Here is a 13,877-nt window from a genome sequence, read left to right on the forward strand (position 1 = left end):
GCTTATTGCTTATTAATTATTTGCGCAGATGAGTAAACAGAAGTTCACATTGGAGTATCCGGTTCGTTGTTCTCCAACAATATTATATGAGTTTTTAGCAACGTCCAACGGGTTGGGAGAATGGTTTGCGGAAAGCGTGGATGAGCGGGACGGAAGATTTTATTTTACCTGGAACGGCAGTGATGAAGAAGCGGAAGTACTGGAACAGGAAGAAGAAAGTTTTATTCGTTTTCACTGGTCCGCTGCACCCAAGGAGGAATATTTTGAGTTCAAAATAGATAAATCCGAGATTACCAATCAAACCATTCTGGTCATTACTGATTTCGCCGAAAAAAGAGAAATCAAGGACCAGACCCAGCTTTGGGATTATCAGGTAAAGGAACTCTTTCACCGTCTGGGCAATTAACTGCCGTCGGCTTGTCAGGTGTTCGACGTCCTGTTGTCCAGCACCGATATCAATAATTGAAACTGCTGCATCAGGAGCCCTGGCGCCTCGTTGATTCTTTCTATGGGGTGGTAGCCGGAGATTTTAATAAATGCGGCATTTTGAAGCAGGGATTCAAAGGATTTTCGGGAATAGTCTTTCAGTGATGTATAATGGTCACTGCTACTGTCATGTGCCCACTGGTTGCCACTCGCACTCAGTGTAAAGCCGGTGGCTTGCAATTGCGGCAATGCCGCAGCGAGTGCCGGAGCGGCCCATTGCTGCCAGCGTCCCGAAAGATGCAGGGTTGTACTAAATATCCGGCCCCACCAGAACAGGGTGCGGATGGCGAAAATATCCTCCCGGGTAAAGCAGCGGGGATGGTCCAGAATGATCCAGGGCAGGCCCTCATGACGTTCACCCCGGGAAATTTTGCTGCCCTGGGCACGTACGGCTTCGGGCAATCTGCCAAAGGCGACCAGGGCCTGCTGGCGTTGCCGGAGTTCCTCCAGTAAGTCATTCAGTTGTAAAAGCAGGGCATTCTTTGTTAAAATCCAGTCGGCATTGCTAATTAGCTTTATCTGATGGGGGGAAAAATGTAAGTTTGCGTCCTGCATGGTGCGATAGGGGTAATATAAATGAGACAAAGCTAAGGCATTCACCATCGGCTGAAGTGGGATTAATATTATTTAGAAACCTTGAAGAAGTTAGACAAACTGATCATTAAAGCTTTTTTTGGCCCTTTTGTGGCCACTTTTTTCATTACCCTCTTTGTGCTGGTAATGCAGTTTTTCTGGCTCTGGATCGATGATTTTGTGGGCAAGGGCCTGGATGCAGGGACGATTATGAAATTTATCTGGTACCAGAGTGCCGTACTGATTCCCCTGGCCCTGCCGCTCTCGGTATTACTTTCCTCACTAATGACTTTTGGCAACCTGGGGGAAAGCTTTGAACTGGTCGCCATCAAATCGGCGGGTATTTCCCTGCTGCGCTTTATGCGGCCCCTGTTTCTGGTTACCGTGCTGATCAGCCTGGGGGCTTTTCTGTTTTCCAATTATGTGATACCGGTAGCCACCCTGAAATCCCGTACCCTGCTGGGCGATATCGTATTGTCCAAACCTGCTTTTGCCATCAAGGAAGGCGTCTTTTTCGACGGCATCGACAAATTTGCCATTAAAATCGGGAAAAAGGAAGCCAATGACAGTATCATTCGCGACGTCATCGTTTATGAAAACAGCAATAATAACCTTCAGGATAATTTTATCATTGCCCGGGACGGGGTGATGAAACCTTCGCCCGATAAGCGGTTCCTGGATGTGGTTTTCAAGAATGGCTGGCGTTATCAGGAACGGGGCAACCGATCGGACTCCTCGACCGAATACATCCGGCTGGGTTTTAAGGAATATAAAATGCAGCTGGATATCAGCTCTTTTCAGGTTCGTAAATCAGATGACAGTTCCAACGTGAACGAGAAAATGTACAATATGCGCCAGCTCAATGTGGCCATTGACTCGATGAGCCGGGAATATCAGGAAGCACGCAAACGCTATTCAGGTAACCTGCTGGGCGGACTGAGCATGCTGGTTTACAAGGACAGTGTGCCGAATGATAAGGCCCTGCCGGACTCTGTGCTGAATTTTAAAAAGAATCGGGCCGATTACCTGCTAGCCGATAGCAGCCACAAGGACTCGGTCGCTGCCGTTCAAAAGCCCGGCACCGACACAGCCAGGGATGGAAGAGATAGCCTGGCCCAGGCCGACAGCAGCCGGATTGCCCTGCAGGGATTGCGGCCTGACAGCCTGAACAATGCCGAAAAAGCGGCTTCGGATACGACGCTTCATGACGGAGACAGCAGCCGGAAGGCCCCTGCCGATACCAGCCGGAAAACCAGCCTGCTGGCCGATACCGCTAAAAAAGCCGCCGATAGCCTCACCCGAACCGCAGCCGCAGCCATCAAAAAAGATCCCAATGGCTTTGACGCCCTCCTGCCGGACAGTGCGCGGCAGCAGGTCCGGGAGCGGGCCCTGAGTATCCTCAACAGTGTGAAAAGCAATATTGAAATGAATGCCAGCTACCTGGAGGATCAACAGAAGACTTTGCAGAAATACAAAATAGAGTGGCACCGCAAGATCGCGCTGGCCGCCGCCTGCATCGTCCTTTTTATGATTGGTGCACCTTTGGGCTCCATCATTCGCAAAGGCGGACTGGGCTCTCCATTGATCTTTGCCATCGTATTTTTTATGGTTTTTTATTTTGTTTCCACCCGGGGGGAAAAGCTTGCCAAAGAAGGACAGATGAGCGCCTTTACCGGTATGTGGCTGGCGACATTTGTGTTGGTTCCCGTGGGCATCTTCCTGACCTATAAAGCCATGCATGATTCCAACCTGTTTAATAAGGAATTCTATAATCGCCTGAAACGGCGCTTGTTTAAAAAAATGAATAAATCCACTGAGGCTTAACCGACAGCTGATGGCATTGAAAGAACAACAACAGAATTTCAGGACCCAGGTTCTGGTGGCACTGGTATCGGTGCTGCTGCTGCTGATCAAGTTCCTGGCCTACTGGTGGACGGGTTCTGTGGCGGTGCTCACAGATGCCATGGAAAGTATCGTCAATGTGATTGCCGGGCTGATCGGGCTGTACAGCCTCTATATCGCTGCCCGGCCACGTGACGAAAACCATCCCTATGGTCATGGTAAAGCCGAGTTCCTGTCCGCAGCTGTAGAAGGCGTGCTGATGGGTCTGGCGGGCCTTTTTATTCTATACGAGGCGACGCATAAACTGATAAAACCGGTGCCCATTCAGAAAATTGATCTGGGACTGTTGCTGATTGCGATCACCGCTGTGGTAAATTATTTATTGGGCAGTTTTTGCATCCGGCAGGGCCGCAACAACCGTTCCATGGCGCTCGAAGCCGGTGGCCGCCACCTGCAGACAGACACCTATTCCACCCTGGCTATTCTGCTGGGCCTGGCCCTGATATATGTTACTGGTCTGTACTGGATCGATGCGGTGATGGCCCTGCTGGTAGCGCTGTTCGTCATCTATCAGTCTTACCATATCATACGCCGGTCAGTAGCCGGCATTATGGATGAAGCCGACAGCCGCCTGTTGACCGGGATGGTAGCTTTTATCGACGCCCGCAGGCGGTCGAACTGGATTGATATACATAACCTCCGGGTGATCAAATACGGCAGTATCCTGCATCTGGATGCCCATCTAACAGTTCCCTGGTATTTTACGACACGGGAAGCCCATCGGGAAATTGATATTTTTTCGGGACTGATCCGACAGCAATACGGGCAGTCCCTGGAATTATTCATCCATACCGACGGCTGCCTGGAGGAGTTACAATGTCGGATTTGCATCAAAAATGACTGCAGCAGACGGAAATTTCCCCTGGAGCGCCGGATCCGCTGGTCGCTGGAAAATGTAGTAACCAACGAAAAGCATAATAGTCAGACGAGTTCCCTAAATTCGTAGTCGGTTGAAAGAATTGCCAATGAAAGGCCGGGGAATAAACCAATATTCACTTAATTTGTTCTTAGATCAGTTGTTATGCTTACAAAGAAGTCTCAATACGCGTTTAAGGCCCTGGGCTACCTGGCCAACAAGGAACATGATGGTCCGGTCCTGATTTCAGAGATCGCCAAAAAAAAGAAGATCCCGCTGAAATTTCTGGAGAATATTCTGCTGGAATTAAGAAAAGCGGACATACTGGAAAGTAAAAAAGGTAAAGGGGGCGGTTATTTCTTTAAAGCGGACCCCAGCACCGTAGATTTGGCCCGGGTCATCCGGCTAATCGATGGACCGATTGCCATGTTGCCCTGTGCCAGTTTATATTTTTACGAAAGATGTAAAAATTGTAATGAAAGACACTGCGGCCTGCATGATGTGGTTATCCAGGTCCGGGATGCTACCCTGGGCATTCTGGAAAATCGGACCATTGCCGATCTCAGGGACTGATCCGCAGCAGCCAACCGCTGCCTGCGAAAATCTTATTCGGCACCTTTCCCTTTCCTGGCCCTTAATAATCGTCTGCATATAGTCCATCCCCGGGAACCAGCGCCAATTCGTGCTCCTGAGCGGCTGAAATTCAGCAGGCTAACAAATGTTCGATACCTGGCTGCTGAAAAATAAACTAAAAATCTATCGGAAAAAAATAGTATATTGCGGCCCCGATTTTTTTTGGGCCAATAGTCTACCTTGTTGGTAGGTTTTGTAAACTGTTTTATTAACTTTTAAAAATTGTTTGAACATGTCATTAAGATTAGGAGATATTGCACCTGACTTCACGGCGCAATCAACAGAAGGAGAAATTAAATTCCACGAGTTTTTAGGCGAGGGCTGGGGTATTTTATTTTCCCACCCTGCAGACTATACACCTGTTTGTACCACCGAACTGGGTAAGACTGCTTTACTGAAAGAGGAATTTGCGAAACGCAATACTAAGGTACTGGCCGTAAGTGTAGATCCGCTGGACAGCCATCAGGGTTGGAAACTGGATATCAATGAGACCCAGAACTGTTCTGTAGAATTTCCGATTCTGGCAGATCCGGATAAAAATATCGCTTCCCTGTACGATATGATTCATCCAAATGCTTCAGAAAAAGCTACCGTACGTTCATTGTTCATCATCGGCCCGGATAAAAAAGTGAAACTGATCATTACTTATCCCGCTTCTACCGGCAGAAATTTCAATGAAGTACTCCGCGTACTGGATTCCCTGCAGCTGACTGCATACGAAAGCGTGGCTACGCCCGCTGACTGGCAGCATGGTGAAGACGTTATCGTATCTCCGGCCATTTCTACCGAAGATGCACAAAGCAAATTCCCTAAAGGTGTAAAAGTCGTAAAACCTTATTTACGTTATACACCTCAACCCAATCTTTAAGTTCATTAAAATAGTTGGTGGTTCATGGCCTTTGGTAATGACCATGAACCATCAGCCATGAACTCGTTTTATGTTCTCGGAAACGCAAATACAGGAAATAGAAAATGCAAGCCTGGAAGAAGCGCTGGTTTTGGTAACCAATGCTTTTCCGGAAGGTGTGGTTTTCTCCACTTCTCTGGGGCAGGAAGATCAGGTATTGACTTATGCGATCGCAAAAGCTAAAGTACCTGTAAAAATATTTACTCTGGACACCGGTCGTTTGTTCAATGAACATTACGAATTGCTGGAAAAGACCACTGCGCGCTATAAAGTACCCATACAGGTCTATTTTCCTCAGGCGGCTGCTGTAGAGCAGTATGTCAATGAGAAAGGCGTAAACGGTTTTTATGAATCGGTGGAAAACCGGAAATCCTGCTGCTTTATTCGTAAAGTGGAGCCCCTGAACCGGGCCCTGGAGGGTGCCCGCGTCTGGATCACCGGTTTGCGGGCCGAGCAATCGGACAACCGCAAGGATATGAAAATGCTGGAGTGGGATGCATCCCGCGGCCTGTATAAGTTCAATCCGCTCATCCATTGGTCCTATGAGGAGATGATCGCGTTTATCAAAGCGCAGGATATCCCTTATAATCCCCTGCACGACAAAGGTTTTATCAGTATAGGCTGCGCTCCATGTACCCGGGCAATAGAACCGGGCGAGGATGCGAGGGCCGGCAGATGGTGGTGGGAAATTTCCCACAAAGAATGCGGTCTGCATGTAGGAAAATAGGAACTTTGTGGACACGGATCACAAAGTCCGAATCAATCGGAAACAGCCATCTGTTGGAATGACCGGTTATTAAAGAATTACAACTAAATAAATGATTGTCAACAGAGCCGGCATTCCGGAGGCTGTTGCAATTGGCATTAAAAGAAGTTCAGATTTATGAGTGAGCGTTTAAGCAACAACCATCCGCAGGATACCGGTCTGAGAAGGCTGGATTATCTGGAGCAACTTGAAGCGGAAAGTATATTTATCATGCGCGAGGTAGCGGCCCAGTTTGAAAAGCCGGCCCTGCTGTTCAGCGGCGGCAAGGACTCCATTACGATGGTACAGCTGGCCAAAAAAGCTTTTGCCCCCGGCAAAATTCCTTTTCCACTTGTTCATATCGATACCGGGCATAATTTCCCGGAGGCCCTGGAATACAGGGATCGTCTGGTCCGGGAACTGGGTGCCGAACTGATCGTCAGAAAAGTGGAAGACACCATCAAAGCCAAACACCTCACCGAACCCAAAGGTAAATTTGCCAGCCGCAACTGGCTGCAGATCCATACCCTGCTGGATACCATTGAAGAATTTAAGTTTGATGCCTGTATTGGTGGCGCCCGAAGGGATGAGGAAAAAGCGCGGGCCAAGGAGCGGATTTTTTCGGTGCGGGATGAATTCGGGCAATGGGATCCCAAACTGCAACGTCCCGAACTCTGGGATATCTATAACGGCAGGATCCACAAGGGTGAGAATGTCCGGGTCTTTCCAATCAGTAACTGGACCGAACTGGATGTGTGGAGCTATATCAAGCAGGAAGCAGTTCAGTTGCCTTCGATTTATTTTGCCCATGACCGTGATGTGGTGGTGCACGAAGGACAGTTTATTGCCGTTTCCGATTATATCACGATCGATGATACCGATGTCATCGTCAATAAAAAAGTCCGTTACCGTACCGTCGGCGATATGACCTGTACCGCAGCCGTGGAATCCAGTGCTACAACGCTGGATGAAGTGGTCAATGAAATTATGGCGACCCGGATCTCCGAACGCGGTGAAACCCGTATTGATGACCGGGTGACCGAGGCGGCTATGGAAGACCGGAAGAAAGGCGGCTATTTTTAAGCGATCGCCTTTTGGAACAGACGGGAGGTTCTTTACAGTAATCGTTCAACTTTTCTCAGTGCCCCGGCACTGATACAAAAAATACAAAACCCTTCGGGGACCAGATATGGATATTTTAAGATTTATCACCGCAGGCAGCGTAGATGACGGAAAAAGCACTTTGATCGGTCGTTTGTTATACGACAGCAAAAGTATACTGGTGGACCAGCTGGAAGCGCTGGAAAAACAGTCCAAGAATAAGAATGCTGATGGCATCGACCTGGCATTGCTGACCGATGGGCTTCGGGCCGAAAGGGAGCAGGGTATCACTATTGATGTCGCCTACCGGTATTTCAATACGCCAAGGCGTAAATTTATTATTGCTGACGCGCCGGGTCACGTACAGTATACCCGGAATATGATCACCGGTGCTTCCAATTCCAGCCTGATCGTCATTTTGATCGATGCCCGCGCGGGTGTGATCGAACAGACCCGGCGGCATTCCATCATCGCCTCCCTGCTGAAGATCCCGCATGTCGTAGTTGCCGTCAATAAAATGGATCTGGTTGATTACAGCCAGGAGCGTTATCAGGAGATCCTGGCAGATTATGAGAAAGTAGCCGCACAACTGGGCCTGGGGCAGGTGACTTATTTCCCTATTGCCGCCTTACATGGTGATAATATCGTTACGTTGTCAGAAAACATGCCCTGGTATACCGACCGTCCGCTCCTCCAGTTTCTGGAAGAAGTACAACTGGATGAGGATATCAACCTTGAAGATCCCCGCTTCCAGGTGCAATATGTAATCCGGCCCCAGACCACCGAACTGCATGACTACCGCGGCTATGCCGGTCAGATCGTCAGTGGCGTTTACCAGAAAGGTGATCGTATCACTATATTACCTGCCGGTTTAGAAACCACGCTCGCTAAAATTGAAATTGCCGGTCAGGAAGTCGAGCGCGCATTTGCACCCCAGGCCGTGGTACTGCATCTTGCAGACGATATTGATGTCAGCCGGGGCGACAGTTTTGTCCGCAGTGACAACCAGCCTCAAGTTGAGAGTGAACTTGAAGTGCTGCTCTGCTGGCTGGACAATAAACCCCTGATACCGGGTAACAAATATTTTCTGCAACACCGGGGCCGTGTATTGCGCACCGTGATCCGCGACATCGAATACAAACTGGATGTCAATACCCTGGAGCAGGAGCCCGTGAGCGGTCAGGTCAAACTTAACGAAGTGGTGAAAGCCCGGTTGAAAACCGCACAACCGCTGGTATATGATCCTTTTGAAAAGATTCGGGATTACGGAAATGCGATTCTGGTAGACGAAACCAGTAACAGTACCGTAGCGGCCGTTCTGCTGAACTAATCAGATCTGATGAATACGCCACAGCAACGGTACCGGATGTTATTCTATAAATCAGATAGACTACAATAAATGATAATTCCTTACCCCCAGACAGCTACCGGAAAGGCCGGAAAAGTAATACTGGCCGCCGCAGGACCGGGAGATCCGGACCTGATCACCGTAAAGGCCGCGGATGCACTCCGGCAGGCGGAGGTCGTACTGATCGACCGTCTGGTCAGCGAAGTCATCCTGCATCGCTATGTCAGTGCGGAGGCCACCGTGATCCGGGTAGGCAAGCAATGCAGCCGGCAGGTTTCCACACCCCAACGGGTCATCAATGATCTGTTGGTAAAATACGCACTTGAAGGTAAACGGGTTGTACGTTTGAAAGGCGGTGACGTTTCCATTTTTTCCAACGTGTTGGATGAGCTGGAAGCCCTGATCGCCAACCGCATTCCTTATGAGCTCATTCCCGGCGTTACGGCATCCCTGGGCGCCGCAGCTTACAGTGGAATCCCGCTTACTGCCCGGGGTTACGCTACATCGGTACGCTTCCTGACCTACTATAAATCAGATATACTGACGACCGACCAGTGGAAAGACCTGGCCGCTACCTCGGATACCCTGGTCTTTTATATGTCTTCAGGTCGACTGGACGAACTCGTCGCCCGACTCTGTGAACATGGTGTGGATCCGGCAGTACATATAGCGGTGGTCCAGCAGGCCACCACCTGTTACCAGCATGTTTATGAATGTCCGGTTTATGCGTATGACCAACAGTTGAAAGGAAAGCAGTTCAAATCTCCTTCCCTTGTCATCATCGGTAAAGTCGTAGCACTGCACCGCCAGTTCCAATGGCTGAAAAACAGCGATCATTTGCAGGATTATTTTACGCCGGTAGGGACTGAATATCCTGATATTAACGAATCCAATAAATCAATCAAGCATGTTATCTGAAGATAAGCTGCACAAAATCAAAGAATTTACCTCCTCGCTGTCCCGGGAGGAACTCATCTGGCTGAATGGCTTCATCGCCGGCCAGGCGGGCGTATTGCAGGGCGCATCCACGAACGGCACCACTGGTGCTGTACCCGTAAAGATCACCCTGGTATATGGAACCGAAACCGGCAATGCCAAGAAACTGGCCACGCAGCTGGCCGGCATTGCCAAGAAGAAAGGGATCACGGTCAAACTGGCCGGTCTGGACCAGTACCGGTTCAGCGACCTGGCCAAGGAAGAACATTTCTTCGTCGTCATCAGTACCCAGGGTGAAGGGGAACCACCACTGCTGGCGAAAAAGTTTTATGACCATATTCATGAATCTGCTATCGACCTGAAGCGCATGAAGTTCGGGGTACTGGCCCTGGGAGACAGTTCCTATGCCCAGTTCTGTAAAACCGGGGAAGACGTGGATGCCCGGCTGGAAGTGCTGGGTGCCCAGCGGATCCTGCCGCTTAAAAAATGTGATGTGGATTATGAGGAAGATGCCCAGCACTGGATCGATAATGTGGCTACCGCACTGAAGACCAGCACCGGTACCGTTGCTGTTTCTGTCAAAGGCGGCCAGAAAACAGCTTCCGGCAAACCCGCTGGCAAAAAACAGTATAAAGGTCGGATCGTAACCAGTATTAACCTGAATGACCGCGGCAGCAATAAAGAAACCTACCATCTGGAAATCAGCACTGATGAGGAGCTGGACTATGAACCGGGAGATGCGCTGGGACTGATTCCCCCCAACTGCAATGCCGTGGTTAATGAAATCCTGCAACTGACCAAGATTGATCCCCGGATCGAGTTGCAAACAGCACGGATAAAAGCACCGGTAGAGGAATTGTTACGCCGGCACCTCAATGTCGTATATCCCCTGAAATCCACGATACAGCAATACGGTCAGATTACCGGTCATGAAATTGCAGCCGACACACGCATGAGCCTGCCGGATTTGCTCAAAGCCTATCCGGTAAAAGATGCAGCCATGTTTGAAGAAGTACTTAAAATACTGACCACACAGGCACCCCGTTTGTATTCGATCTCTTCGTCACCGGCCAGCCATGGTACCAACGAAGTACATATCACGGTCAGCAAGGATGAGTTTTATGTGAAAGAGGAGAAAAGAATTGGTGTCTGCAGTGAATATTTTTCAGAAGCTGAGGTGGATACCGAAATCGAATTCTTTATTCAGAAACAAAAACATTTCCGGCTGCCGCCCGCAGAAAAGGATGTCATCATGATCGGACCTGGTACCGGTGTGGCTCCTTTCCGCTCCTTTATCGCGGAAAGGGACGCGCTTGGCGGATCTGGAAAGAACTGGCTCTTCTTTGGCGAACAGCATTTTTTATCGGATTTTCTTTATCAGACTGAAATGCAGGATTATCTGGAAACCGGCGTCCTGACCAATCTGGACCTGGCTTTTTCGAGAGATCAGCAGGAAAAAATTTATGTACAGCACCGTATGAAGGAAAAAGGCGCTGAATTGTATAAATGGATCAGGAATGGGGCCTATATGTATATCAGTGGCAAAAGGGAACCAACCAGCAAGGATGTGGAAAAGACGCTGGTTTCCATATTTATGGAACACGGTGGTAAAACCGAACAGGCAGCCACGGAATACCTGGAAAAGCTGATTGAAGAAGGACGTTGGGAAAAAGACGTATATTAATCAAAAAATATTACGAAGCAGGGCTGCAGCAATCAGGTCTGAATTGAAGATAACTATTAAATAACATTAAAAAATAAAACCAAGGCACCTGCCGTAAAAGGGGGGCCGGGGAGGAGTCCATGAGCGAATTACCCAATTTATCATCAACAGAGAAAATTAAAATCGCCAGTAACGGTCTGAGGGGCACTTTGAAAGAAAGCCTGCAGGACAGCCATACCGGATCCATCCGTGAGGACGATCAGTCGCTGGTAAAATTTCACGGCATGTACCAGCAGGACGATCGCGATCGTCGGGAAGAACGCAGTGCCAAGAAACTCGAAAGGCTGTTTTCATTCATGCTGCGGCTTCGGCTTCCGGGTGGCGTACTGACGCCCCGTCAGTGGCTGACCCTGCATGATGTGGCCGGAAAGCACGCGACCGGTGTGATCAAGATTACCACCCGTCAGACCATCCAGCTACATGGCATTCTGAAATCGCATATCAAACCGATGATCAGTTCCTTTAATACCGAAGGCCTGGACTCGATTGCTACCTGTGGTGATGTAAACAGAAATGTCTGCTGTACCGCCAATCCAGGAGAATCGCCTATCTATGATGAGGTATTCCGCTACGCTTCCCTGATCAGTGAAATGGCCAAGCCCAAAACCAGGGCCTGGTATGAAATCTGGCTGGACCAGGAGAAGATCAGTGAGAAGACCGAAGATGATCCATTGTATAAAGACAAATATTTCCCTCGTAAACTGAAAGTGGGTATTGCTATTCCACCGAATAACGATGTGGATATTTTTATCAACGATGTGATCCTGATTGCCATCATCGAAAATAATAAGCTGCTGGGCTTTAACGTAGGTGCCGGGGGTGGTCTGGGATCTACCCATGGCAATCCGAATACCTATCCGCGGCTGGCCAGTGTATTTGGTTTTGTGCCCAACGACGAACAGAAAATCCTGAAAGTTATATACGAGATTATGACGGTACAGCGGGATTTTGGTAACCGCAGTGACCGGAAACAGGCTCGTTTGAAATACACCATTGATAAAATGGGCGTTGACCGGTACAGGGAGGAAGTGGAGCGGCGCAGTGGTATCCAATTGGAAGCGCCCCGCGAATTTAACTTTACGCTCCGGCAGGACCGTTATGGCTGGATGGAAGATGCCAAGGGCAACTGGCATTATACCGTATTTGTGGAAAACGGCCGTGTACTGGATACCCGGACCCTGAAACTGAAGGAAGGGCTGTATAAGCTCGCCGAACTGGGGATCAATAATTTTCATTTTACGACCAATCAGAACCTGATCCTGGCCGATATTCAACCCGCAGATAAACCGGCAGTGGAATCCCTGCTCCGGCAGTACGGTATTATTGAACATACCGAAAATGCCAGTGCGATTCGCAAGAATGCCATCGCCTGTGTCGCCCTGAATACCTGCCCGCTGGCCATGGCAGAAGCCCAGCGTTATCTACCAACCCTGTTGTCCAAGATTGAACCGCTGCTGGTCAAGCACCAGATGCAGGATGATGATCTGGTGGTACGCATGACAGGATGCCCGAATGGCTGTGGACGTTCCCCGAATGCCGAGATCGGTTTCGTGGGTACTTCGTTGGGACGCTATAACCTGCATATCGGTGGTGACCGGTTGGGTCAGCGCCTGAATACAAAATTTAAAGACAGTCTGAATGAAGACGAGATTCTGAGCACCCTGGATGAACTTTTCGGTATCTATACCAAGGAAAAGCAGGTGGAAGAAACTTTCGGTGATTTCTCTTACCGTAAATGGATTCTGTAACCGGGCAGTGCAGACAGGCGTTTATTTATTTTAGATCAATTGGCAAAAACTTACAACTATGATGCACAACCGGCAATTTATTAAGTTACTGCTCCAGAATAATGCGGCAATTGGCGCTTTACCTGATAAGGATCTAGCGCATCAGTTTGTGGATGATATCTTCCGGATATTATTTATTCCCAAAACCGGTGTGAACCAGAAAGCCAGCGATCTGGAAAAGGGGATGTATGCCCTGAAGAGCCATCTGGCCACCCTGATTTATGATGTGGTCAATGACGGTCAGAAATCCCAGGAAGCAGCTACTTCATTTTTTGAAGCACTGCCTGAGATTTACAACCAATTGCAAAAGGATGCGGGCGCATTTGTGGATAATGATCCCGCGGCCCTGGATCTGAGTGAAGTCCTGCAGGCCTACCCGGGCTTCTATGCGATTGCCATTTACCGTATATCCAATCAGATCTGGAAACAGGGCATCAAAAAACTGCCCCGCATATTTACGGAATATGCCCATAGCAAGACTGGTGTGGATATTCATCCGGGCGCTGTCATCGGTTCCCGGTTTTTCATCGACCATGGTACCGGTGTGGTGATCGGCGAAACCACGGTCATTGGAAATGAGGTAAAAATGTATCAGGGCGTAACGATTGGTGCCCTCGGCGGTGCCCGGTCCAGAAAAAAGGCCCGGAGGCATCCGGTGATTGAAGATCAGGTGGTGATTTATTCCGGGGCTACCCTGCTGGGAAGTATCACCATTGGTAAAGACGCGATCATCGGGGGTAACGCCTGGGTGACATTTGATGTGCCACCGAATGCCCTGGTTTATAATCAGAGTCAGGTAGAAGACAGAAGTCAGTTTTCCCATAAGGATGCTGTGAATAAAATATTTAAAAAATAGGTCAGGCGACCGCTATTTTCGGTA

At 49.1% G+C, this 13,877-nt stretch carries 13 protein-coding genes; 12 read left to right on the forward strand and 1 reads right to left on the reverse strand.

Going from position 1 to position 13,877, the window contains the following annotated elements; translation table 11 throughout:
* Nucleotides 1-28 precede the first annotated feature (28 nt).
* Entirely contained in the window at nucleotides 29-406 is a 378-nt protein-coding gene (locus tag ACYVI9_RS10735; protein ID WP_460764406.1) for an START-like domain-containing protein, read from the forward strand.
* A 14-nt stretch (nucleotides 407-420) separates the two neighbouring features.
* Here ACYVI9_RS10735 and ACYVI9_RS10740 read toward each other — a convergent pair whose 3' ends face one another.
* Entirely contained in the window at nucleotides 421-1,089 is a 669-nt protein-coding gene (locus ACYVI9_RS10740; RefSeq protein ID WP_460764408.1) for a hypothetical protein, read from the reverse strand.
* Between the two features lie 33 nt (nucleotides 1,090-1,122).
* Here ACYVI9_RS10740 and ACYVI9_RS10745 point away from each other — a divergent pair, with 33 nt between their 5' ends.
* From ACYVI9_RS10745 to epsC, 11 genes are all read left to right on the forward strand, one after another.
* The gene (locus ACYVI9_RS10745; protein ID WP_460764410.1) at nucleotides 1,123-2,883 is read left to right on the forward strand and encodes an LptF/LptG family permease; all 1,761 of its coding nucleotides are present in this window, start codon (nucleotides 1,123-1,125) and stop codon (nucleotides 2,881-2,883) included.
* 10 nt (nucleotides 2,884-2,893) lie between these two features.
* Complete coding sequence (locus tag ACYVI9_RS10750) at nucleotides 2,894-3,907, forward strand: cation diffusion facilitator family transporter (RefSeq protein WP_460764412.1); 1,014 nt, start codon at nucleotides 2,894-2,896, stop codon at nucleotides 3,905-3,907.
* Between the two features lie 75 nt (nucleotides 3,908-3,982).
* The gene (locus tag ACYVI9_RS10755; protein WP_460764414.1) at nucleotides 3,983-4,390 is read left to right on the forward strand and encodes an RrF2 family transcriptional regulator; all 408 of its coding nucleotides are present in this window, start codon (nucleotides 3,983-3,985) and stop codon (nucleotides 4,388-4,390) included.
* A 292-nt stretch (nucleotides 4,391-4,682) separates the two neighbouring features.
* Entirely contained in the window at nucleotides 4,683-5,318 is a 636-nt protein-coding gene (locus tag ACYVI9_RS10760) for a peroxiredoxin (protein WP_460764416.1), read from the forward strand.
* A gap of 70 nt (nucleotides 5,319-5,388) precedes the next feature.
* Entirely contained in the window at nucleotides 5,389-6,084 is a 696-nt protein-coding gene (locus ACYVI9_RS10765; RefSeq protein WP_460764418.1) for a phosphoadenylyl-sulfate reductase, read from the forward strand.
* A gap of 156 nt (nucleotides 6,085-6,240) precedes the next feature.
* Nucleotides 6,241-7,185 (forward strand): sulfate adenylyltransferase subunit CysD, encoded by a 945-nt coding sequence (gene cysD / locus ACYVI9_RS10770; protein WP_460764420.1) that lies wholly within the window; start codon nucleotides 6,241-6,243, stop codon nucleotides 7,183-7,185.
* Between the two features lie 106 nt (nucleotides 7,186-7,291).
* A complete protein-coding gene (locus ACYVI9_RS10775) occupies nucleotides 7,292-8,533 on the forward strand; it encodes a sulfate adenylyltransferase subunit 1 (protein WP_460764422.1) in 1,242 nt (413 codons plus the stop codon).
* 69 nt (nucleotides 8,534-8,602) lie between these two features.
* Nucleotides 8,603-9,469 carry a uroporphyrinogen-III C-methyltransferase gene (gene cobA, locus ACYVI9_RS10780; RefSeq protein WP_460764424.1) on the forward strand — a complete coding sequence of 289 codons (867 nt, stop codon included), beginning with the start codon at nucleotides 8,603-8,605 and terminating at the stop codon, nucleotides 9,467-9,469.
* Complete coding sequence (locus ACYVI9_RS10785) at nucleotides 9,459-11,171, forward strand: diflavin oxidoreductase (RefSeq protein ID WP_460764426.1); 1,713 nt, start codon at nucleotides 9,459-9,461, stop codon at nucleotides 11,169-11,171. Before cobA ends, ACYVI9_RS10785 begins: the two co-directional genes overlap by 11 nt.
* Before the next feature lie 119 nt (nucleotides 11,172-11,290).
* The gene (locus ACYVI9_RS10790) at nucleotides 11,291-12,958 is read left to right on the forward strand and encodes an NADPH-dependent assimilatory sulfite reductase hemoprotein subunit (RefSeq protein ID WP_460764428.1); all 1,668 of its coding nucleotides are present in this window, start codon (nucleotides 11,291-11,293) and stop codon (nucleotides 12,956-12,958) included.
* A gap of 58 nt (nucleotides 12,959-13,016) precedes the next feature.
* Nucleotides 13,017-13,853: a serine O-acetyltransferase EpsC gene (gene epsC, locus ACYVI9_RS10795; protein ID WP_460764430.1), complete on the forward strand. Its 837-nt coding sequence runs from the start codon at nucleotides 13,017-13,019 to the stop codon at nucleotides 13,851-13,853.
* Nucleotides 13,854-13,877: the final 24 nt, after the last annotated feature.

This window comes from Niabella terrae, from assembly GCF_054783135.1.